Origin of the sequence: Desulfurivibrio modestus (assembly GCF_044068625.1) — a bacterium.
GTDB lineage: Bacteria > Desulfobacterota > Desulfobulbia > Desulfobulbales > Desulfurivibrionaceae > Desulfurivibrio.
Genome location: NZ_JBIPKH010000015.1, coordinates 37,295 through 59,425, shown reverse-complemented (window position 1 = coordinate 59,425; position 22,131 = coordinate 37,295). Strand labels below are relative to the sequence as shown.

Genomic DNA, 22,131 nt, shown 5'->3' with positions numbered 1-22,131 from the left:
TTTTTTTAGAAGAATAAACCGGAGGATATAAGCGAACTGCTTACGGCCATGCTGCCGATCTGCAGCCACTGCAAAAGCAAAAGGATTCGGCGCGGGGGGGGGGGGGTTGTTGGCGGCATCCCCTTGCGAGTGCCCAGTTCCCGCAGCAACTCCATACAATGGACTTCCAGCTCGGCTCCCCGCTTGGCCTTCAGTCCAGTTCCACCTCGACGGTGTGCTCGCGGCGGTCGTCGACCAGCGGGATGCGGCGGTCGGGGCGTTCGCTGCCGTCCACCCTCACCCGGCTGACCTGCCCCGAGGCTGCCCCGACGCGCCTGATCGTGATGTGATAGACCGTCTCGCGGTAGCGATAGTGGATGGTGTAGGAATCCCAATCGGCCGGGACACAGGGTGCGATGCGCAGATGGTCCACTTCCAGATGCAGGCCCAGCAGGGTTTCCACGGTCAGCCGGTACATCCAACCCGCCGCCCCGGTGTACCAGCTCCAGCCGCCCCGGCCGGTGTGCGGCGCCACCCCGTAGATATCCGCGCACATGACGTAGGGCTCGACCTGGTAGCGTTCAATCGCCTCCGCCGTGCTGCCGTGATGGACGGGATTGAGCATGGCGAAGAACTCCCAGGCGCGTTCGGTATCGCCCAGCATGGCGAATGCCATCGTGGTCCAGATCGCGGCATGGGTATATTGACCGCCGTTCTCGCGCACGCCGGGGATGTAGCCCTTGATGTAGCCGGGCTCCAGATCGGACTTATCGAAGGGCGGGTCGAGCAGTTGGATGATCTGCTTGTCGCGCCGCACCAGGTGCTGGTCAACTGCCGTCATCGCCTGGCGGGCCCGCGCCGGGTCACCACCCCCGGAGATAACCGCCCAGCTCTGGCTGATCGAATCGATCCGGCACTCCTCGTTGGCCGACGAGCCCAGCGGGGTGCCGTCGTCGAACCAGGCACGGCGATACCAGGCGCCGTCCCAGGCCTCGGCCTCGATGTTGCCGCGCAGTTGGGCGGCCTGAGCGCTGCACAGTTCGGCAAAGTCCGCGTCGTCACGGCTGCGCGCCAGCCCCGCAAACGACTCAAGGTTTTCGACCAGGAACCACGCCAGCCACACGCTTTCGCCCTTGCCATCTTTACCCACCAGATTCATGCCGTCGTTCCAATCACCGCAGCCCATCAGCGGCAACTGGTGGGCGCCGAAGCGCAGGCCGTGCTTGATGGCCCGCACACAGTGCTCGTAGAGGCTGGCCGCTTCAGGCGAGCGTTGCGGCTGGTCGTAGTAGGCCTCCTCTTCCGCATACAGCTCGCGGCCCTCCAGAAAATGGATGGACTCGTCGAGCACGCCGGTGTCGCCGGTCGCCAGCACATAACGACAGGCGGCGTAGGGCAGCCACAGATAGTCGTCCGAAAAATGGGTGCGGACGCCCTGGCCGTGGGGCGGGTGCCACCAGTGCTGCACGTCGCCCTTGAGGAACTGGCGCCCGGCGCAGCGCAGCAGTTGCTCGCGGGCGAGCCACGGCGTCGCATGGACCAGGGCCATGGTGTCCTGCAATTGATCGCGGAAGCCGTAGGCGCCGCCGGACTGGTAATAGCCGCTACGCCCCCACAGCCGGCACGATATCGTCTGATAAACCAGCCAGCCGTTGGCCAGCACGTTGAGCGCCGGGTCGGGCGTGTCCACGTTGACCGCGCCCAGGGTGCGGTTCCAGTGTTCCCACACCGCCTCCAATGCCTGGCGCGCACCCGCCGGTCCGCCGTATTGCTGGATAAAATGCCGCGCCTCGCCGACGTCACCGGCCGCGCCGAACACGAACACGATCTCGCGTTCCTGCCCCGGGGCCAGTACGATCCGGGCCTGGATCGCGGCGCACGGGTCCAGACCGGCGCCGGTTCGACCGGACAGGCGCTTGCGGCGCATCGCCGCCGGCCGCGCCAGCGAGCCGTTGCGGCCGATGAACTCGGCACGGTTGCCGCTCACCGACCGCTCGCGTTCACTGGCGTGGGCAAACACCACCCGGTTGGCGCATTCGCGGCTGTAGGCATTGCGGGCAAACAGCGCCCCGCTGTGCGGATCGGTTTCGGTGACGATGTGCATCAGGTTGGCGTGTCGCCACTCGCCAAGCACCAGCTCCCAGTACCCGGTCAGCGACAGGCTGCGCGCCCGCTTCGACTGGTTGCGCAGCTTGACCACCACGAACTTGACCGGCGCATCCATGGCGACGTAGGTGAACAGTTCCGAGGCGATGCCGGCCTCAAAGTGCTCGAACACGCTGTAACCGAAGCCGTGCCGGCACACGTAGCCGGAGCGGCCGCGCGCGGGCAGCCCCGTCGGCGACCAGAACGCGCCGGTTTCCTCGTCGCGGAGGTAGAGCGCTTCGCCGCTGCTGTCGGAGAGCGGGTCGTTGTGCCAGGGGGTGAGGCGGAATTCGTGGGCGTTTTCCACCCAGGTATAGGCGCTGCCGCTCTCGCTGACGACAGTGCCGATGTGCGGGCCGGCGATCACGTTGGCCCAGGGCGCCGGCGTGGTCTGGCCGGGTTCAAGGGTGACGACGTATTCATGGCCGTCGGGGGTGAAGCCGCCCAGGCCGTTGCTGAAAATGCGCTCGCGCGGGGCCAGCGGATAAACCGGTTCGGCGCCCGCCTGCCGCGAGGGCTCCAGCAGATCCGAGGCCCGTTCCGGCGACACGCGGCGATCCACCTGCTCGATCAGGGTCGCGGTGGTGTCGCTGAAGACGATGCGGGAAACGGTCTGCAGCAGCACCCGCTCATCCTCGGAAAGCTCTTCGGCACGGCGCACGAAGACTCCGCCCGGCTTGTCGATTACCTGCGCTTCGGGGCCCGCGTTGATCAGCCCCATGATCCGGTCCTGCAGCACCGCCCGATAGCCCGAGAAATCCTCGTTGACGATCACCAGGTCGGCGACCAGGCCCTTCATGCGCCAATAGGCATGCGCTTGCAACACCTGTTTGACCAGGTCGATGCGGTTGAGATCGCCAATGCGCAGCTTGACGATCGGCAGATCGCCCGAGATGCCGAAACGCCACAGCCCGGCCTGCCCCAACTGGTTGCGGGCAATGACGCCGGGCGCGGCGCGACGCAGGGCATTGCCGTAGATCACGGAGTTAGCCAGGCGGCCGTAGGTCTGGGCATCGGCTTCGGTGACATTGAGGTGGCGCAGCACCTCCTGGCTTTGGAACCAGGCCATTTCGAAGGCGCGCTCGACGAAGTGGCGGTCGCAGTATTTATCCAGCAGGGCCAGTGCGGCCTCGCGCGTCTCCGCGACCCCGGAGATGATCTGCACGCTCGCCGATTCGTCGGGTGCCAGGGTCAGGGTGCGGCGGATCGCCACGATGGGATCGAGCACCGGCCCCGCCGTGTTTGATAAATCATGGTTCGACCGGGCAGGCGGACTGCCGCTGCTCTCCAGCACCAGCGGGTTGGCCGCGGTGCGACCGCGCCCGATGAAGCGGGCGCGGTCGGTCTCGTAGGAGGGCGCGTCGGCCACCACGCCGGGGGCGGCCAGCAGGTGAAACATCCAGGGCACCTGCTCGCCCGGGGTGCGCGGACGGCGGGTGCAGAGAATCGCCTGGCGCTCGGGCAGGATTTCGGTCTGCACGAACAGATTACTGAAGACGCGGTGGGCCAGGTCGGCATTCAACGGCGCCAGCACCACTTCCGCGTAGCTCGTCACCTCGATGCGGCGGGTGCGCCCCGACTGGTTGGTGAGCTTGACCCGCCGGATCTCGACGTCGTCCTCGGGGGAGACGCTGATCTCGGTGTGCGCCTCAATCGCCTGATCGCGCCGCCGGTATTCGGCGCGGGCCTGCACGAAGATCGCCTCGTAGTGGTCGGCCCGGCGCAGGGTCGGCTGATGCGCGGTGGACCAATACTTCCCGCTGTCGCGGTCGCGCAGGTAGATGAAGGTGCCCCAGCCATCACAGGTGGCGTCCTCGCGCCAGCGGGTAACGGCGAGGTCGCGCCAGCGGCTGTAACTGCCGCCGGCAAGGGTCGCCATGACATGGTAACGGCCGTTCGATAACAGGTGGACTTCAGGGAGTTGCGTGTTCGGGTTGGTGAACACGCGCATGATCGAGCCGACGTCGGCACCGGGCGGGTGGGCGGCGGCGCTCACTTCGGCCGCGTGCGGATGCAGGGTGGCGCCCCTCTTCGGCACCCGCTCCTGCAACAGCAGTTCGGTCGCCCGCGTCAGCGGGTCGGACATGAAGCGGCGCTGCATCGGCTGGTCGAGCAGGAGATGCGCGTACGCCAGCAGGCTCATGCCCTGGTGATGCGCCATGAATGCCCGCACGACGGCGTGCGGCTTGCCCCGCGGCACCCGCGTGGGCGTGTAATCGATGGCCTCGTAGAAGCCGTAGTCGCCCATAAAGCCACGATCGGCCAGGGTTTGCAGGTTGCGGCACGCCTGCCGCGGCATCACCGTCAGCGCCAGGGCGCTGGCGTAGGGCGCGATCACCAGGTCGTCGCCCAGTCCGCGCTTGAAGCCGAGGCCGGGCACGCCGAACGCCCGGTACTGGTAAACCTGGTGCATGTCGGTGGCGTTGTAGCAGGATTCGGAAATCCCCCACGGCACCTCGCGTTGGCGGCCGTATTCGATCTGGCGCGACACCGCGGCCTTGCAGGTCTGCTCCAGCAGAGTATTGGGGTAGCTCGGCATGATCAGTTGCGGCATCAGGTACTCGAACATCGAGCCGCTCCACGAAATCAGACTGACGTCGCCGCCATGACTGGTCAGCAGGCGCCCCAGCGAGAACCAGTGCTTCTGCGGCACCTGTCCCTGGGCGATGAGCAGGAAACTGGCCAGGCGTGATTCCGATGCCAGCAGATCGTAGCAGGACGGATCGCGGCGCCGTTCGCCGACATCGTAGCCGATGGCCAGCAGGCCGGATACGGTGTCGTAGAGGAATTCGAAATCCATCGCTGCCAGTGCGCGGCAGCGGCCGATCAGCTCATCGATGAGGGCGAGCTGCGTCTGCGCGCCATCATCGCCCGCAGCGGCCAGTTCCATCCGGGTCGGCAGAGCGGCGCCCGGCCAGGTCCCGGGCACCAGCAAGGCAAGCTCATCCCGCAGGGCCCGCGCTTGCCGGTCGAAGGCCCGCGCCCAGTAAACCGGTTCGCCTTCGCTATCGGTATCCGCCGGCAGGTGGGCAACCAGCTCGCCACCAATGCGGTGAATCTCCTCCAGCGCGCCGGTAGCGGCCGCCAGCGTCGGCAGTGGTCCCTTCAGTGTGAGTGGGCGCAGGGTCTCCTGCAGCAGATCGATTGTTTTCGTCAGCTCGGGGGCGGCGGCGGGCAGCTGTGCCAGCACTTGCAGGGTGTCCTGCAGCCCCGGCAGCGCGCGGGCTGACAGCACCGGCTGATGTTTCATCTCGGCCAGCCCGGCCTGGAGAGTGAGCAGAGAGCCGGCCAGGTTGCCGCTGTCCACCGACGAGACGTATCGCGGGTGGAGCGGTTGCAGAGTGCGGGTGTCGTACCAGTTGTAAAGGTGGCCGCGATAGCGTTCCAGCTTTTCCAGCGAGGTGAGGGTGTTGCCGACGCGCCGCAGACATTCCCCGGCGGTGATGTAACCGAAATCGACCGCGGCCAGGTCGGCCAGCAGCGACATGCCGATGTTGGTGGGCGAGGTACGCGAGGCGATGGCCGGCGCCGGGTGTTCCTGGAAGTTGTCGGGCGGCAGCCAGTTGTCCTCCGGGCCGACAAAGTCCGCGAAGTAACGCCAGGTGCGCCGCGCCGACGTCCGCAGGAAGACCTCCTGGTCGACGCTCAAGCCCGGGGCGGGAGCGGCCAGCGGCCGGCTGATCCACCAGCCGGCGACGGGCGACAGCAGCCACAGCAGCAGGATGGGGGCGGCACAAAGCCACGCCGCAGGCGCGCTTGCCATGGCCAACGCCACGCCCAGCGCCAGCGCCATAACCGGCGCGATCCCCATCTCCCGGAAAAATTCGACCAGGGTGCGGCTGGCATTGCGGCGGGCGTAGGACCGCAGTTGCCACAACAGCAGGCCGCGGCGCGTGAACAGCATCCGCACCCCCGAGCACAGGATCGCCCCCAGGCAGATCAGTGCGTCGTAGGGCAAAAAGGCCAGGGTCAGTACGGCGAGCACCAGCGGGCGCCCCACCGATCTGCCGGTCAGGTTCAGGTGTACTCGCCAGTCGCATTCCGCGGGCTTGCGCACAAGCTCGATGGCGGCGGACAGCAGGGTGGGCAGAAATATCACCGCCACGACCAGCAAGCTCCACAGCCACCCGGGCCCGAGGCCCAACAGCCAGCCGCCGGCCACCAGGGCGAGCAGTGCCGGCGCCACCAGGCTGCGCCGCAGATTGTCGAAAAGTTTCCACCGCGACAGGGCCGAGAGCGGGTTCGCCTGCCGCTTCGCCTTCACGCCGTTCAGACCGGGGGGGCCCGGCACCCATGGCAGCAGCCAGCCGGCCAATTGCCAGTCGCCGCGGGCCCAGCGGTGGCGCCGACTGGCCTCGATGGCGACACTGGCCGGATGTTCCTCGATCAGTTCGACATCGGTCACCAGCGCCGATCGCGCATAGCCGCTTTCCAGCAGGTCGTGGCTGAGGATGAGATTTTCCGGAAAACGGCCGTCGACGGCCTGGCGAAACGCATCGACGTCGTAGATGCCCTTGCCGATGAACGAGCCTTCCTCGAACAGATCCTGGTAGACGTCCGACACCTCGCGGGTGTAGGGGTCGAGGCCCGGATCGCCGGCGAACAGTTTGGCGAAGCGCGACCGGCCGGCACTGGTCAGGCTGATCGAGGCGCGCGGTTGCAGGATCGCGTAGCCTTCGACGATGCGGCCCTTGCCGACATCGTACACCGGCCGGTTGAGCGGATGGGCGAGGTTGCCGATCAGGGTGCGGGCCGCGTCGCGGGGCAGTTGGGTGTCGGTATCCAGGGTGATGACATAGCGGATCGATCCGAGGAGGGAGTGATCGCCGACGATCTCCGAGAAGGCCGTTTGCGCCTCGCCCCGGAGCCGGGCATTGAACTGCTCCAGCTTGCCGCGCTTGCGCTCGTAGCCCATCCACACCCGCTCGAACGGGTTCCACACCCGGGGCCGGTGAAACAGATAGAAGATGCCCGGGCGATCCTCGCGGTAGGTCGCGTTGAGCGCCTCGACCGCGCCGCGCGCGTACGCGAGCAGAGCTTCATCGTCCGGCAGCGTTTGCTTGGGCGCGTCGGCAAAATCCGTCAGCAGGGCGAAGAACAGATTGGGGTCGCGATTACCGAGATAGCGGATCTCCATCGCTTCGAGCAGCGCGTCGACATCTTGCGGTTTCGTCAGCAGGGTGGGGACGATCACCATGGTGCGGTGGCAGTCCGGAATCCCGGTGGAGAAATCCAGCCGCGGCAAGGCATGCGGCGGCAGAACGAGCGTGACCAGCAGGTTCACCAGGGGCACGGCCAGGGCCGAGGCGCCGATGACCAGCGGAAGCGCCAACAACCAGGTCCGCCAGTCATCCGCATCGACCCCGCCCGGACCAAGGCCGAGCAGGGTCAGCACGGCCGCGGTCGCCAGCAGGGTGAGCAGCAGGATCGGGCCGAGATAAAGGGGCAGGCAAAGATGCCGACCCATCCGGCAGATTCGGGATTTCCACGACAGCCGGCAGTCAACCGCCCCCTCCAGGCGTGGTCGGCCCCGATCGATCAGGTAGTAGCCCACATGGGCGCCGCGCTCATGCGGGCCATGTTGCGCCGCCGCCCGGGCAAGCTCAACGGCTTCGCGGGCCACCGCCCTTTCGCTGCGAATGCTGTGCCGCGCCACGTCCTCGATGACGTGCCGGTAGCGGTCGCGGGTGGCAAAATCCTGGCTGGCGTACATCGCCATGGGATCTTCGCGCAGGGTCTGTTCGACGACGCTGAGCGACTCGACGTATTGCTTCCAGTCCATGGCGCCGATGAAGCGCAAGCTGCCGATACTGTTGGCGATGGAGATCTGGTTGGCCGCGGCGGTGCGGCCGGCCGCCTCCGACAGTTTGGTCGCCGTCACCCCCTGTTCGAACAGCTTGTGCTCGACCCAGGTCTGCACGAAGGCCATGGCCGGTCCCTGGGCCTGGAGCCGGTTGTAAAACTCCTCCACAAACGGCGCGGTCAGCGGCACATCGGCATGGGCAAACTCGGCCAGCAACTGGATCAACTGTTTCGGATCGGTTTCGGCCGCTTCGAGCATGCGGTCCGCCCAGGTGATGGCGGCATCGCGCTCCTCGCGCCGCTGGGCGATGCGCACCCCGACCCGACGCAGGTTTTCCAGCAGCGCCAGTTGCAGCATGATCGGGAAGGCCCACAATTCGCCCAGCTTCAGGGGCTCGACGGTCTGGTAGGCGGCAATGAACTGGGTGGCGTTGTCGCGGTCGACGCGGCCGTCCATGTGGGAGATCAGCTCCAGCGCCAGGTCGTAGATGCGGGGGAATCCGGCCGACGGGCCAGCGGCCAGCTGCGGCAACTGGCGGCTGTATCCGCGCGGCAGATGCCGGCGGGCCAGGGTGACCTGCTGCTCGATCAGGTAGAAATTGTCGAGCAACCAGGCCTCCGCCGGCTCGATCCGTTGCCCCTGGGCGGCGGCGACGGCGGTGACGACGTCGTACGCCGCCAGCAGAACCCGCGCATTGTCCGCCAGCCGCGGCAGCAGGCTGTCCGGCCCGGGACGCGGATCGACCCGATGGCGGCCGGCCAGCGCCACCGCGTGACGCTTCAGTTGCTCGATGCTGAACAACTCTGCGCGCAGCAACTCGGTGTCCCGGTCGTGACGCAGCGCATTGCGCCTGCGCACGGAAAATCCGATTTTTTTGATGGCTATGACCTGCTCCTTGCTCGAACCGGGAATCGTCAACCCAGCTCCAACCTGATGACCGGCACCTGCCGCAAACGCAGCCGCGCGTTTGCGGGCCCTCAGCCTTTACCGGCTGATTCCGCCACTATACCACGCTCTATTGGCAAGGGGTGTTATCAACCTGAAATAAACAGGGCTTTGGACAACCTTTTGTGGACGTTTCAAGGACGATGGTCATGAACTTCTGTGATCTTCATGCTATTCACCTATTTCAAATCCCCCTAACCCAGATCGCCTCCGCGGGTGATCGCATTTTTTCTGCGCTTACCTGCTAAAAATTCTGCTTTCACGCGCGCGCTTACACCCTGGTGACACTCTTGGGACACAAAAACGGCCTTTTCGGGAATATTTGTGGTACAAAAACAAGAAAGGGAAACCGAGCCTAACGGCCCGATCTCCCTTAATTTTTTCTGGCGCGCCCGGCAGGATTCGAACCTGCGACCTACGGCTTAGAAGGCCGGTGCTCTATCCAGCTGAGCTACGGGCACCCAAGAGGTGCAGAATACCCTATTTTGCCGACTCTCGCCGCAGCAAAAAACAGCCCCGGTGACAGGGCAGGTTGCCGAGTCACCGGGGCTGGTCGCGTCGAGTTTCTTGACGGCGAAAGGGGCTCTTACATCATGCCGCCCATGCCGCCCATACCGCCCATGCCGCCCATGCCGCCAGGCATACCGCCGCCGCCCTTGTCCTCTTCCGGGTGCTCGGCGATCATGCATTCGGTGGTCAGCAGCAGACCGGCCACACTGGCCGCGTTCTGCAGGGCAAAACGGGTTACCTTGGCCGGGTCGATAACCCCGGCTTCCAGCAGATCCTCGAACTTCTCGTTCTCGGCGTTGAAGCCCTTGGCGTCCTTCATCCCCTTGACCTGCTCAACGATCACCGAGCCTTCCAGGCCGGCGTTGTTGGCGATCTGGCGAACCGGCTCTTCCAGGGCCCGGGCCACGATCTTCTTGCCCAGCTCCTGCTCATGGGGCAACTTCAGCTCCTTGAGGGCCTTGAGGCAGCGCAGATAAGCCACGCCGCCGCCGGGTACGATCCCCTCTTCCACCGCCGCGCGGGTGGCGTTGAGGGCGTCTTCCACCCGGGCCTTCTTCTCCTTCATCTCCATCTCGGTGGCGGCGCCGACATTGATCACCGCCACGCCGCCGATCAGCTTGGCCAGCCGCTCCTGCAGCTTCTCGCGATCGTAGTCGGAGCTGGACTCCTCGATCTGGGCCCGGATCTGCTTAACCCGGCCTTCCAGCTTGCCTTTGTCGCCGGCGCCGTCCACGATGGTGGTATTGTCCTTGTCACAAACCACCCGTTTGGCCCGACCCAGGTCATCGATGGTGATATTCTCCAGCTTGATCCCGATATCCTCGGAAACCACCTGGCCGCCGGTGAGGATGGCGATATCCTCCAGCATCGCCTTGCGGCGGTCGCCGAAGCCGGGGGCCTTGACCGCCACCACGTTGAGGGTGCCGCGCAGCTTGTTGACCACCAGGGTGGCCAGGGCCTCGCCGTCCACATCCTCGGCGAGGATCACCAGGGGCTTGCCCATCTTGGCGATCTGCTCCAGCACCGGCAGCATATCCTTCATGTTGCTGATCTTCTTCTCGTTGATCAGGATGTAGGGGTCTTCCAGGTTTACTTCCATCTTCTCGGGATCGGTGACAAAGTAGGGGGAGAGGTAGCCGCGATCGAACTGCATCCCCTCGACCACATCCAGCGAGGTCTCCATGCTCTTGGCTTCCTCGACGGTGATCACCCCTTCCTTGCCCACTTTGTCCATGGCCTCGGCGATGATGTTACCGATGGTGGCGTCGTTGTTGGCGGAGATGGTGCCGACCTGGGCGATCTCCTTCTGGGCCTTGGTGGGTTTGGCGATATTCTTCAGCTCCGCCACCACGGCGGCCACGGCCTGATCGATGCCGCGCTTGATATCCATGGGGTTGTTGCCGGCGGCAACCAGCTTGGAGCCTTCGGTGTAGATCGCCTGGGCCAGAATGGTGGCGGTGGTGGTGCCGTCGCCAGCCACGTCGCTGGTCTTGGAAGCAACTTCCTTAACCATCTGGGCGCCCATGTTTTCGAATTTGTCCTTGATCTCGATCTCCTTGGCCACCGAAACCCCGTCCTTGGTGATGACCGGGGCGCCGAAGGATTTCTCGATCAGGACGTTACGGCCCTTGGGTCCCAGGGTAACCTTGACGGCGTCGGCCAGGGTGTTTACCCCCCGCAGGATCGCTTCGCGGGCTTTGGTGCCATACTTCAGATCTTTTGATGCCATATCTTTTTCTCCTTCAGAAACTTGGGGTTGCTTGTTAGTTTTCCACCACGCCGAGGATGTCATCCTCGCGCATGATCAGGAACTCTTCGCCATCGATCTTCACCTCGGTGCCGCCATACTTGGAAAAGAGCACCCGGTCTCCGGCCTTCAACTCCACCGGCACCCGCTCGCCCTTTTCGTTGTGACGTCCGCTGCCCACGGCGACCACGGTGCCCTCCGCCGGCTTCTCCTTGGCGGTGTCGGGGATAATAATGCCACCCTTGGTTTTCTGCTCTTCCTCCAGTCTTTTGACCAGAATTCGATCATTCAATGGCCGAATCTTCATGGACTACCTCCGTCTTGCGTTGATCTGGTTGATGATTAAGTGATTGCTCGTATGAATAACAAACCGGCAGCCGGCGCTCCCGCGCCGAGTACCGGCGTCCTTCCCGCAACCGGAAAGCGGCACCCCCGGGTCACACCGACCCCGGAATACCGGATGCGGCAGACAATATGTACGTCCCCCGCAAAAATCAAGAGCACGCACCAAAAAAAAATCGCTGGAAGAAAACAAAGAAAATCAGGCCAGATAGATGGCGAGGCCGGGCGACTACAGGCGGAGGACCCATTGGTGGGGGTCCGCCTTCCGGCCGTACTGGATGGCGGTCAGCTCGTTGAACAATCTTTGGGCCAGCTCGCCGGTCTTGCCGCCGTTGATCAGGCAGTCCTGCCCTTTGTAGTGGAGCGAACCCACCGGCGAGATCACCGCGGCGGTACCGGTGCCGAAGACTTCGCGCAACTCGCCCCGCTGGTTGGCGGCCAGCACCTCGTCGATGGTGATGGGCCGCTCCTCCACGGCCAGGCCCCAATCGCCCAGCAGTTGCAGCACCGATTCCCGGGTAATCCCCGGCAGGATACTGCCCGAAAGGGGTGGGGTGACGACCCGGTCGCCCAGCACGAAGAAGATGTTCATGGTGCCCACCTCTTCCACATAGCGGCGCTCGCGGGCGTCCAGCCACAACACCTGGGTGAACCCCTGCTTCTGGGCCTCCACCGCCGCCATGATGCTGGCCGCGTAGTTGCCGGCGGTCTTGGCCTCGCCCACCCCACCGGCCACCGCCCGCACATAGGTGTCGGTGACAAAGATCTTCACCGGATTGAACCCTTCGGGATAGTAGGCCCCCACCGGGCTCAGGATGATAAAGAAGAGATACTCCTTGGCCGGGCGCACCCCCAGGCCGGCCTCGGTGGCCACCATGGTCGGCCGGATATAAAGGGTGGCCCCCTGGGCCCTGGGTACCCAGTCGGAATCGACCTTGAGCAGGACCTGGAGCCCGGCCAGGGCGGTATCCAGGGGTAAGGTGGGCATGCACATCCGAGTGGCGGAACGGTTCATCCGCTCCAGGTTGGCCTGGGGCCGGAAGAGACGGATGCCGTTATCTTCCCCCCGGTAAGCCTTCAGCCCCTCGAAGATCGCCTGACCGTAGTGGAGGACCATGGCCGCCGGATCCAAAGAGAAGTGGCCGTAAGGACGAATGTGGGGATCGTGCCAGCCCCGGTCGGCGGTATACGCCATAACAAACATGTGGTCGGTAAAGATCCGCCCGAAACCAAGCGATTTTTCGTCCGGCTTGGCCTTGCGTTGAGCCGGCGGCACCGTTTCCATTCTGATGTCCATTGTGCAATTTGCTCCCTAGAAAATCATGCCCCGGCCCGTCGGGGGACCGAAAATGGAGCGCAATATAACGAAGTTTCAGGACCATTGAAACAATTTATTTCGCTTGGCAGAGCAACTCGATATTAGGTAGAGTAGGCGACTGGTTCTCTCCTTCAAACCGCAGGGCAGGTGATTTACGTGCAAGAAAACCCGCCATCCCCCATGGTGATGCGCTACTTTCTGATCCTTTTTCTGATCTCCATCCTGCTGGTGGGACGCCTGCTCTGGCCCTTTCTCTCCATCCTGATTCTCTCCTATCTGCTGACCAGCGTCTTTCGCCCGATCTACAACCTGCTCAACCGCAAGCTGCCGGACTTTTTCGCCTCCCTGCTCACCTGCACCCTGGTGGTGCTGCTGGTCTTTATCCCCCTGGTTTTCTTTGTCTTCGCCCTGGCCCAGGAGGCCCAGAACCTCTACGAGTGGGGGCGGGGAGCCGGGGCCAATCTCGGCCTCAAGCTTCGGGCCTTCCAGGAAAGCCCCCTTTTCGTGCGGCTCCAGGAGACCGCCGCCCTGCTCGGTTTTTCCCTGGAGCCGGACAACATCAGTCGGACCCTGGCCGAGTTGGCCCGGGTGGTGGGGCTGTTCCTTTACAATCAGGCCAGCAGTTGGGCCGCCAACATCATGATGTTTGTCTTCAGCTTTTTCCTGATGATCCTGACCATCTTCTTCCTGCTGATCGAGCATGACCGGCTGCTGAACTATATCCTGCGGCTCTCCCCCCTGCCCGACGACCAGGAGCGGCGGCTGTTCGCCAAGTTCGACGAGATCACCGGCGCGGTGCTGATCGGCAACGGAATCTGCGCCCTGATCCAGGGGGTGCTGGGGGGGGTCATCTTCGTAGTTTTCTCCCTGGGGCCGCCGGTCCTTTGGGGGTCGATCATGGCGGTACTGGCCTTTCTGCCCATCTTCGGCATCGGCCTGATCCTGGTGCCCGCCGCCCTGTTTCTCGGGTTCAAGGGTGGCCTGGTTGAGGCATTCATCCTCCTGACCCTCTATGGAATCATCACCATCACCATCGAATATTTTCTCAAACCCAAACTGGTGGGCAGCCGGGTCAAGATGCATACTCTGCTGGTTTTCCTGAGCATTATCGGGGGCTTGAGCGCCTTCGGCTTTCTCGGGATTATCTACGGGCCGCTGATCATCACCGCCTTTCTCACCCTGGCGGAGATCTACCAGAGCAGCTACGACCGTTACGTGAAAAATGTCAACTTCCACTGACCCCGTTTTCCACCGGCGGCTGACCCGCCACACCCTGGCCGCCGTGCTGGGCTGGCTGCTGCTGGTGGCCGGCGGCGCGGCCTGGGCCCTGGCCGCCCAACGGACCCCGGCTGAAACCCTGGCGACCTTCGCGGTGGCCGGCCTGGTGGGGCTGGCGGCCATCGGCCTGCTTTACCGCAGCGGCCGTCGGCACCTCGCAGAACAGGCCGACCACCAACAGGCCCTGCGGGCCGCCCGGGATGAGTGGGAGCGGACCTTCGACGCCATCGACGACGTCATCACCATTTTCGATCGGGAGATGCGGGTGATCCGGGCCAACATGGCCGCCAGCCGGTTCAGCGGGACCGGACCGGAAGAGATCAGGGGCAAGTACTGCCACCAGTTGTTCCGCGACTCTCCGGTGCCCTGCCCCGATTGCCCCCACCAGGGGCAGCCCGGCCTGGGGGCAAAAGTCAACACCACCGTTCGGCACGGCGAGCGCTTTTTCTCCATCTCCTGCGCCCCCCTCACCGACCGGCAGGGCCGGTTGACCGGGTTTGTCCATATCGCCAAGGATATCAGCGAGCAGCTCCTGCTGGAGAGCCGGCTGCGCCAGTCCCAGAAGATGGAGGCCATCGGTACCCTGGCCGGGGGGATCGCCCACGATTTCAACAACATTCTGGCCCCGATCACCGGCTTTACCGAAATGGCCCTGGAGAAACTGCCCCCCGGCTCGCCGGCCATTGCCGATCTGCGCCAGGTGATCCGGGCCGCGGGCCGGGCCCGGGGGCTGGTGCGGCAGATCCTGACCTTCAGCCGCAAAAGCGACGGCGAGTCAAGGCCGCTGCGCCTGGAGCCGATCATCAAGGAAGCCTTGAAACTGATGCGCTCCACCCTGCCCACCACCATCGAGATTCGCCAGCGGATCGCCCCGGATTGCGGGCCGGTGCTGGCCGACCCCGGCCAGTTGCACCAGGTGATCATGAATCTCTGCACCAACGCCTACCACGCCATGCGGGACGGCAGCGGGGTGCTGACGGTGGAGCTTAACAGTCTGGTTCTGGGGGAGGAGGACGCCCACCGAATCGGAGACGAGCTGGAACCCGGCTCCTATCTGCGCCTGGCGGTCAGCGACACCGGTTGCGGCATGGACCAGGAGACCATGGAGCGGATGTTCGAACCCTATTACACCACCAAATCACCCAGCCAGGGCACCGGCCTGGGCATGGCGGTGGTCCACGGCATCGTCCGGCAGTTGGGGGGCAAGATCACGGCCCAAAGCAAGATCGGCCAGGGCACCACCGTCCAGGTCTATCTGCCCGAACTGACCGCCGAGGAGGGGAGCAAAGGTGAGGAGGAGAACCAGGAAGCCCCCCTGCCGGGAGGCCGGGAGCGGATCCTGGTGGTGGATGACGACAAGATCATCGCCGAGATGCTGCGCCATATGCTGACCCATCTCGGCTATCGGGTGGATTCCTTCAACGATCCCCGGGAGGCCTTGGCCCTGATCCGGGAGCAGCCCGGCGGCATCGACCTGCTGATCACCGACATGACCATGCCCCACCTGACCGGGGCCGAGCTGGCCACCCGGGCCATGGCGGTCTCTCCCGCCCTGCGGGTGATTATCTGCACCGGTTTCAGTGAGTTGATCGACCAGGAGAAGAGCCGGGAACTGGGAATCAGCGCCTTTCTGATGAAGCCGGTAACCCTCCAGCAGATCGCCGGAACCGTCGACAAGGTCCTGCACGAATAGAAAAAAATGGTCGGGGCGAGAGGATTCGAACCTCCGGCCTCCTGCTCCCAAGGCAGGCGCGCTACCAGGCTGCGCCACGCCCCGACGGCACAGTAATCGCTCTAAATAGCATCCGAACCAGCCAGGGTCAAGGGAAAAGGCGCCGGGACCCGGGGGCGGGGGCCAATCAGCGGACCCGCAGCAGGCGCAACTCCGGGGGCTGCCAGCTCAACTCAAAGGGGGGGTCGAACTCCGGCAAGGCCGGCAGATAGTCCGGCGCCAGCTCCGTCAGGGTCGAGGGGTATTCGGCCCGCTCGGCCTTGTAGGCCAGCACCGCTTCCTGCACCGTTACCGCCCGCTCGAACATGCTGATGCTGTGACGATAACGCTCCTGCATCAGCTCATCCTCTTCGGCGGCCAGCATGGCCCGCAGCCAGAACAGACCGCCGTAAATATCGCCCCCCTCCCCGGCCAAAGTGGCGGCCAGATGGCCGAACCAGACCGGCGCCCCGGGCTTCTGCCCCGCCTGATGGAGATAGCCGGCCCCCTGGCCGGGGTCCTTCAGGTGGTAAAAATGGTTGAAGCCGACGAAAAAGGGGAGCACGAAGTTGTCGGGCAGGACGGCCATCCCCCGCCGATGGATATCGTTGGCCAGTTCGGCATACTCATCGTGAATATAGGGCAAGACCGCCTGGGCCAGGTAGTAGGTGTCGATGAAGCGGGGATGGAGATGGGCGGCGGCGGTCAAACGGGCGGCCAGGGGGGGGGCGTACTCCAGCCGGTCACGCATGGTGATCCCGCCCCCGACAAAAACCGCGGTCTTGATAAATTGAATCTCGCCGCCCAACTGCTTGAGATAGCCTAAAGCGATCTCCTGGATCAGGGGCGGAGCGGGGTGGGTCGGTGACGGCGGCGTGGCGGCTACCCCCTTCTCCTGCTGCCAGAAGGTGAAAAGATAAAAGAGGAGCAGCCCGGCAAAGAGGGCGACCCTGGCCATCATTGCAGATCCCGCCGTTGATAGAGCAGGCAGGCCAACCACAGGGCCAGGGCCACATAGGCCGCCGTCAGGCCGAAACCGATCAGCAGCGGCCCGGCCCCCGTCCCGAAGTCGGCAACGGTGATCGCGTCCTTAAAATCGAGGCGGGAAAAATCGGGAAACAGGGCGGTCAGCCCCTTGAGCAAGAGGGCAAGCCCCCCCCCGCTTTCCTCGGCCGCCCGCTGGGAAACCGCCTCCCGTACCACCGGCAAGCCGGAGCAGATCGCGTAATAGGCCAGGGAAACCAGCAGCACCGGAAAACCGCCGCGCACCAGGCCGGAAAAGAGCATAATCACCGCCAGCAGCAACAACTGGGTGACATAGAGCCCCAGCCAGGCCAGCAGGTAGGCCAAACCGCCCAAGTGGGCAAAATAGACCTCCTGAACCATCCCCTTGATCAGCAACAGAGCCCCAAAACCCAGGCTGCCCAGCAGCAGGTTGAGCAGCAACAGCAGCAAGGCCAGGCCGACGAAGACCCCCAGAACGTACTCGCCCCGGGAGATTGGCCGGGCCAGCAGGGAGTAGATCACTCTCTTCTCCTCGTCCAGGGCGATCACCTGAACCCCATGGAAAAAGAGAAAGATGAACCCGGCCAGCCAGGTCGTGGAGAGGATAAAGTCGGCCGAGGCCCGGCCGATATCCCGGGGGATAAAATCGATAAAGAACAGGGCCCCCAACTGGGCGGCCACCGCCAGGGCGACCAGGCCGAGCAGGGCGTGCCGGCGCAGGCCGTCCAGGGTCACCAGGCGGGCCACCGCCATGATCCGCTTCAGTTTATGCCCCATGGCTCGCCACTCCTTCCTGACCTTGCACCAGATTGAGATAAGCCTCGGTAAAGCCTGCGCACTGCCGTCTTTGGGCCAGCTCCCGGGGGGTGCCCTCAAACAGCTTGCGGCTTTGATGCAGTACCAGCACCCGGTCGGCCAGCCGGTCCACATCCTCCAGAATGTGGGAGCAGAAGAGGATGGAGCGGCCCTGGGCCTTGAGTTCGCCAATCAGGGCCAGCATATCGGCCCGGCCGATGGGGTCCAGGCCGCTCATCGGCTCGTCCAGAATCAGCAGTTCCGGCTCGCTGAGCAGGGCGATGGCGAAGTTGGCCCGCTGCTGCATCCCCTTGGAAAAATCGCGCAGGGGCCGTTTGCGGTCGGCCCAGAGGCCCAGCCGCCGCAGCCATTTTTCACCGCCCTCCCGGGTTTGATCGGCGGAAAGCCGGCAGGTGGCCCCGGTGAAGCGCAGCATATCGAGGACGGTGAGGTTGGCGGGGAAATTGGCGGTCTCGGGCAGGTAGCCGATCCGCAGCCGCACCGCCGGATCCTTGGGGGTGGAGCCCAGCAGGGTTATGGCGCCCAGATCCGGCCGGATAAAATCGAGCAGCAGCTTGATGCAGGTACTTTTACCCGCCCCGTTGGCCCCCACCAGCCCCAGGGTTTCCCCGGGGGCCAGGGAAAAGGAAACCCCGCTCAGGGCCCGTTTGGCCCGCTGGCCCAGCTCCTTGGCATAGGTTTTGACAATATCGCTGAATATAATCATGGTTCAGGCGGCTCCCGCTATGGGTGGAGTTTTTTCATGGTGTCGGCTCAATATAGTGGCCGCGAACCACTCCGTCAATCGGGTAGTGGTCGGAACCGGCCTGCGCAAAAAGACAAGCCTCCTCTGAACAAAGAAAAACCGGCGGCTCCCCGCTCAGACCAGTTCGGCCAGAAAAGCCGGGGCCGGCATGACCCTGATCCCTTCCGGCGTCACGAAATCGCGGTCGTCGGCGGCGCTGATTTGCAGCGCCCGGCAATGGGGGAACCTGGCCCGGAGATATTTCAGGCCCTTGCCGGGCGGACCGCCGCCGGTTTTGCATTCCACCAGGGTAGTCGGCTTTCCATCTTCCAGAAGCACGAAATCCACCTCCCGACCGTCGATATCCCGGAAATAACGCAATTCGACATCCAGGCCCAAGGTATCCTCTCTAAAGGCGGTCCATTTGAGAAGATGGAGGGCGACCATGTTTTCAAATCGGGCTCCCGGCTCTTTAACCAGGGTCCAGTCAAAGTGGTAGTGTTTCTGCTCTTTTTTTACGGCCCTGATCCGGGGCGCTCCGAAGGGGGAAAGTCGGAAAATCGCGTAGAGGCGCTCCAGAATCCGCAACCAGTTGGCCACGGTTTTGTGGGCTGCCTGCAGATCCTCCCGCTGGGCGTTGATGGAAAGGGGGGAGCCCACCAGATCCGGCAGCCGCAGCAGCAGCAGTTCCAGGGTTCCCAGGTCATGCACCCTTTCCAGGGAGGCCAGATCTTCTTCGATGAGGCGGCGCCGGTACTCCCGCGACCAGCGGCGGGATTCCACCTCGGAAGAGGCAAAAAAAGGCTCCGGAAAACCGCCGAGATGCAAAAGCTCCTGCATATCCGCGGTGGTGGTTATGCCCAGTTCCGCGCAGGATAAAGGAAAAAGGCGCAGATAGTGGTAGCGTCCCTGCAGGGAATCCCCGCCGTGCCGGTAATAATCGAGGCGGGCGCTGCCGGTTACCAGAATTTGCGAATCACGGGGAGACCGGTCATATAAACCCTTAAGATAGTTTCGCCAATTGCGATACTTGTGAATTTCGTCAAAAACCAGCAACGGAGCCGGAGGCAATTCCCGGCGCAGAATTCTCTCCCGATCTTCGGCGATATCCCAGTTCAGATAACCGGACTGATCCCGCAAAATATCCTTGGCCAAGGTGGTTTTGCCGACGGGCAAGATTCTCCGCGACAGGGGGGCAGGCGGGTGGTGTCACGGATAAAGATTTGCCCCCTGCTGGAGGTGCCCCCCAACGACCACAAAGACAGCGGGTAATATGTTGCCTATAAATGATCTGTTTGTGGTGTTATAGTTAAAATATTGCCTATTTTTATCTTGTTCGGTACAATCAAAAAAAATGGAGCCGAAACTTCTTACATTAACCACCCCCCGGGAAATGGGTTTATCGTTGGCCCGGCGTTTGCGGGAACTGCGGTTATTTAAAGGCTGGACCAGGGAAACCCTGGCTTTGCGGGCTGGAGTTTCCGCCGCCTCGCTCAAACGTTTTGAAACCCGGGGCAAGGCCTCTTTTGACCTGGTGCTCAGGGTTGCCCATGCCTTGGGGCGTCTTAATGATTTTGCGGAAATTCTGCAGTTGCCGCCGGCTGCCGGGATCGCCGAACTTGAACGCCGGGCCGCAAAACCTTTGCCCAAAAGAGGCCGGGTGTGAAAAAACTTGAAGTCCGCTTTACCCGCACCATCGGGGATGAGTCGGTGGTCGGCTTCCTGGCCGAAGCGCGTAACCGGGTTTATTTTGAATATGCTCCGGAGTTTTTGGCCACCGGCCTGAATCTTTCCCCCTTCCGGCTCCCTTTTGCCACCGGCCTGTTCGAGCATACAGACTTTCGTTTCGGCCCCCTGCCGGGCCTGTTTGATGACTCCTTGCCCGATGGCTGGGGGCTGTTGCTGATGGATCGCCACTTCCGGGCTTCCGGCATGAACCCGGACAGCTTCAGCGCACTGGATCGGCTGGCCTGGTTGGGCACCCGCACCATGGGCGCCTTGACCTACCATCCGTCTGCATTACAGCCTGAAGTTGCGCCGGAAACTTTCGATCTTCACCGGCTGGCCCGCCATGCCGAGGATGTGCTGCATGGCGAAACGGTGGAGGTGCTCCCGCAACTTCTGCGGGCCGGCGGCTCACCCGGCGGGGCGCGGCCTAAAGTTCTGGTCGGTTTTGATCCTGCGCGCGACCAAATCATCGCCGGGGACAACGATCAATTGCCCGCGGGGTTTGAGCCCTGGATCATCAAGTTTGCGGCCCGTTACGGTGACACCGATGCCGGAGCAATCGAATACGCCTACTCCCTCATGGCCGCCGCCGCCGGCATCGACTTGCCCCCAACGCGCCTTTTTGTCACCCGCGAGGGCGATCGCTTTTTCGGTTGCCTGCGATTTGATCGCCACCTTAATCGCCGCTTTCACGTGCATACTTTCGGTAACCTGATCCAGGCCAACTTCAGGATTCCTTCCGTGGACTACCGCGATCTGCTCAAGGCCACGTCGCTGCTGACCCGTGATCACCGCCAGGTTGCCCAAGCTTTCCGCCGGATGGTCTTCAACGTGTTGGCCCACAACCGGGACGATCACGTGAAAAACTTCGCTTTCATCATGGATGACACCAGTGCCGAGTGGCAACTGACACCGGCTTACGATCTGGTGTTCGCTGCCGGTGCCGGCGGCGAACATACCATGACCCTGGCCGGCGAAGGGCGCAATCCCGGCCGGGAGCAGATGCGGAAACTGGCAGATGAGGCCGGACTGGATGAGAAAGAAGCCGCAGACATCAGGGAACAGGTTCGCGAGGCGGTCGCAGGCTGGCATGCCCATGCCGACCGGGCCGGCGTGAGTCGAGCCGGGCGGGAACGAATTGCGGCAGCCTTGGGTTTTGCCCAAAGTTGATATCCACCCCGGGCTTTAGGGCGGATGAATGTAGAACAAAAAGGACAAACGAAGAGGGGCGGCGGCCCATCATCGGCCGCCGCCTCGTAAAAGGAGTCTGACCCCATTTTTCACTCTTCATTTTTCACTTTTTTCTTGATCATGGCTCTGCATCCCGCTAGACTTAGTCATGAAACTTGGTCCACTTTTAAAAAAATTCCGTAAAGGGGTTCACTATGGCAACCATGGTCAATGTTCATGAGGCGAAAACCCATTTTTCCCGGTTGCTGGAAAAGGCCCATGCCGGCCAGGAGATTATTCTGGCCAAGTCGGGCAAACCCTATGCTCGCCTGGTTCCATTGGCACCCGACTCGGGTAAACGGCGCCCCGGGCGCCTGAAAGGCAGGGTCGGCGCGGCTTTTTTCGAGCCTTTGCCCGATGCGGAACTGGCTGCCTGGGAGGGAAAATGAAACTGTTACTGGATACCCACACCCTGTTGTGGTGGTTCACCGATGATCCCCGGCTCTCGCCGGTGGCCCGGACAGCTATCATGGATCAGGGCAATGAGATTTTTGTCAGTGCCGCCAGTGCGTGGGAAATCGCCACCAAGCAGCGGCTCGGCAAACTTGCGGAACTGCCGGAACCGGCCGATCGCTTCGGAGAGCTAACGGCCGCCGACGGTTTCATCCATTTGCCGGTGAACTATTTGCACAGTTTGCTTGCCGGGGGCTACGACCTGGCCCACCGCGACCCCTTCGACCGCATGCTGGCCGCCCAAAGTGAAATTGAATCCCTCCCGCTGGTTACTCGAGACCCGGCCTTCGCCCTCTTTGAGATCGAAACTTTTTGGTAAATCGTCTCCCTGACCGGATGCGGCGCTGACCCCGAATGCCCGCCGGCAAAATGGTTACCACCAATAACTTCGCCCCCG

At 63.5% G+C, this 22,131-nt stretch carries 14 protein-coding genes and 2 tRNA genes; 6 read left to right on the top strand and 10 right to left on the bottom strand.

Annotated features, from left to right (window positions below):
• Nucleotides 1-190: 190 nt before the first annotated feature.
• The 5 genes from ACHHRT_RS09975 to ACHHRT_RS09955 form a co-directional block, all read right to left on the bottom strand.
• The gene (locus tag ACHHRT_RS09975) at nt 191-8,743 is read right to left on the bottom strand and encodes a GH36-type glycosyl hydrolase domain-containing protein (RefSeq protein ID WP_395499635.1); all 8,553 of its coding nucleotides are present in this window, start codon (nt 8,741-8,743) and stop codon (nt 191-193) included.
• A 513-nt stretch (nt 8,744-9,256) separates the two neighbouring features.
• Nucleotides 9,257-9,333 (bottom strand) — tRNA-Arg (locus tag ACHHRT_RS09970).
• A gap of 125 nt (nt 9,334-9,458) precedes the next feature.
• Nucleotides 9,459-11,111 (bottom strand): chaperonin GroEL, encoded by a 1,653-nt coding sequence (gene groL / locus ACHHRT_RS09965; RefSeq protein WP_395499620.1) that lies wholly within the window; start codon nt 11,109-11,111, stop codon nt 9,459-9,461.
• Between the two features lie 34 nt (nt 11,112-11,145).
• Nucleotides 11,146-11,436, bottom strand: a complete 291-nt coding sequence (groES, locus tag ACHHRT_RS09960; protein ID WP_395499619.1) for a co-chaperone GroES — start codon at nt 11,434-11,436, stop codon at nt 11,146-11,148.
• 264 nt (nt 11,437-11,700) lie between these two features.
• Nucleotides 11,701-12,768: a branched-chain amino acid aminotransferase gene (locus tag ACHHRT_RS09955; RefSeq protein ID WP_395499618.1), complete on the bottom strand. Its 1,068-nt coding sequence runs from the start codon at nt 12,766-12,768 to the stop codon at nt 11,701-11,703.
• 177 nt (nt 12,769-12,945) lie between these two features.
• Here ACHHRT_RS09955 and ACHHRT_RS09950 point away from each other — a divergent pair, with 177 nt between their 5' ends.
• A complete protein-coding gene (locus tag ACHHRT_RS09950) occupies nt 12,946-14,028 on the top strand; it encodes an AI-2E family transporter (protein ID WP_395499617.1) in 1,083 nt (360 codons plus the stop codon).
• Complete coding sequence (locus ACHHRT_RS09945; protein ID WP_395499616.1) at nt 14,012-15,760, top strand: hybrid sensor histidine kinase/response regulator; 1,749 nt, start codon at nt 14,012-14,014, stop codon at nt 15,758-15,760. The genes ACHHRT_RS09950 and ACHHRT_RS09945 overlap by 17 nt, the downstream gene beginning before the upstream one ends.
• A 7-nt stretch (nt 15,761-15,767) precedes the next feature.
• Here the strand turns inward: ACHHRT_RS09945 and ACHHRT_RS09940 are convergent.
• The 5 genes from ACHHRT_RS09940 to ACHHRT_RS09920 all read right to left on the bottom strand — a co-directional run bounded on the left by ACHHRT_RS09940 (nt 15,768) and on the right by ACHHRT_RS09920 (nt 19,499).
• A tRNA-Pro gene (locus ACHHRT_RS09940) sits at nt 15,768-15,844 on the bottom strand.
• A gap of 82 nt (nt 15,845-15,926) precedes the next feature.
• Entirely contained in the window at nt 15,927-16,739 is an 813-nt protein-coding gene (locus ACHHRT_RS09935) for a hypothetical protein (RefSeq protein ID WP_395499615.1), read from the bottom strand.
• Nucleotides 16,736-17,560, bottom strand: coding sequence for a hypothetical protein (locus ACHHRT_RS09930; RefSeq protein ID WP_395499614.1), 825 nt, complete (start codon nt 17,558-17,560; stop codon nt 16,736-16,738). Before ACHHRT_RS09930 ends, ACHHRT_RS09935 begins: the two co-directional genes overlap by 4 nt.
• Nucleotides 17,550-18,305 carry an ABC transporter ATP-binding protein gene (locus tag ACHHRT_RS09925; protein ID WP_395499613.1) on the bottom strand — a complete coding sequence of 252 codons (756 nt, stop codon included), beginning with the start codon at nt 18,303-18,305 and terminating at the stop codon, nt 17,550-17,552. Before ACHHRT_RS09925 ends, ACHHRT_RS09930 begins: the two co-directional genes overlap by 11 nt.
• Nucleotides 18,306-18,458: 153 nt before the next feature.
• Nucleotides 18,459-19,499 carry an ATP-binding protein gene (locus ACHHRT_RS09920; protein ID WP_395499612.1) on the bottom strand — a complete coding sequence of 347 codons (1,041 nt, stop codon included), beginning with the start codon at nt 19,497-19,499 and terminating at the stop codon, nt 18,459-18,461.
• A 217-nt stretch (nt 19,500-19,716) separates the two neighbouring features.
• Here ACHHRT_RS09920 and ACHHRT_RS09915 point away from each other — a divergent pair, with 217 nt between their 5' ends.
• The 4 genes from ACHHRT_RS09915 to ACHHRT_RS09900 all read left to right on the top strand — a co-directional run bounded on the left by ACHHRT_RS09915 (nt 19,717) and on the right by ACHHRT_RS09900 (nt 22,053).
• Nucleotides 19,717-19,989, top strand: coding sequence for a helix-turn-helix domain-containing protein (locus ACHHRT_RS09915; RefSeq protein ID WP_395499611.1), 273 nt, complete (start codon nt 19,717-19,719; stop codon nt 19,987-19,989).
• Nucleotides 19,986-21,221 carry a type II toxin-antitoxin system HipA family toxin gene (locus ACHHRT_RS09910; RefSeq protein WP_395499610.1) on the top strand — a complete coding sequence of 412 codons (1,236 nt, stop codon included), beginning with the start codon at nt 19,986-19,988 and terminating at the stop codon, nt 21,219-21,221. Before ACHHRT_RS09915 ends, ACHHRT_RS09910 begins: the two co-directional genes overlap by 4 nt.
• A 215-nt stretch (nt 21,222-21,436) precedes the next feature.
• Nucleotides 21,437-21,670: a type II toxin-antitoxin system Phd/YefM family antitoxin gene (locus tag ACHHRT_RS09905; RefSeq protein ID WP_395499609.1), complete on the top strand. Its 234-nt coding sequence runs from the start codon at nt 21,437-21,439 to the stop codon at nt 21,668-21,670.
• Complete coding sequence (locus ACHHRT_RS09900; RefSeq protein ID WP_395499608.1) at nt 21,667-22,053, top strand: type II toxin-antitoxin system VapC family toxin; 387 nt, start codon at nt 21,667-21,669, stop codon at nt 22,051-22,053. The genes ACHHRT_RS09905 and ACHHRT_RS09900 overlap by 4 nt, the downstream gene beginning before the upstream one ends.
• The last annotated feature ends 78 nt before the right edge of the window (nt 22,054-22,131 follow it).

What these genes read in the sequence shown, in the direction of transcription:
- groES (WP_395499619.1), bottom strand. Translation starts at nt 11,436, where the DNA reads ATGAAGATTCGGCCATTGAATGATCGAATTCTGGTCAAAAGACTGGAG.
- ACHHRT_RS09900 (WP_395499608.1), top strand. Translation starts at nt 21,667, where the DNA reads ATGAAACTGTTACTGGATACCCACACCCTGTTGTGGTGGTTCACCGAT.
- ACHHRT_RS09930 (WP_395499614.1), bottom strand. Translation starts at nt 17,560, where the DNA reads ATGGGGCATAAACTGAAGCGGATCATGGCGGTGGCCCGCCTGGTGACC.
- groL (WP_395499620.1), bottom strand. Translation starts at nt 11,111, where the DNA reads ATGGCATCAAAAGATCTGAAGTATGGCACCAAAGCCCGCGAAGCGATC.
- ACHHRT_RS09905 (WP_395499609.1), top strand. Translation starts at nt 21,437, where the DNA reads ATGGCAACCATGGTCAATGTTCATGAGGCGAAAACCCATTTTTCCCGG.
- ACHHRT_RS09945 (WP_395499616.1), top strand. Translation starts at nt 14,012, where the DNA reads ATGTCAACTTCCACTGACCCCGTTTTCCACCGGCGGCTGACCCGCCAC.
- ACHHRT_RS09955 (WP_395499618.1), bottom strand. Translation starts at nt 12,768, where the DNA reads ATGGACATCAGAATGGAAACGGTGCCGCCGGCTCAACGCAAGGCCAAG.
- ACHHRT_RS09915 (WP_395499611.1), top strand. Translation starts at nt 19,717, where the DNA reads ATGGGTTTATCGTTGGCCCGGCGTTTGCGGGAACTGCGGTTATTTAAA.
- ACHHRT_RS09925 (WP_395499613.1), bottom strand. Translation starts at nt 18,305, where the DNA reads ATGATTATATTCAGCGATATTGTCAAAACCTATGCCAAGGAGCTGGGC.
- ACHHRT_RS09935 (WP_395499615.1), bottom strand. Translation starts at nt 16,739, where the DNA reads ATGATGGCCAGGGTCGCCCTCTTTGCCGGGCTGCTCCTCTTTTATCTT.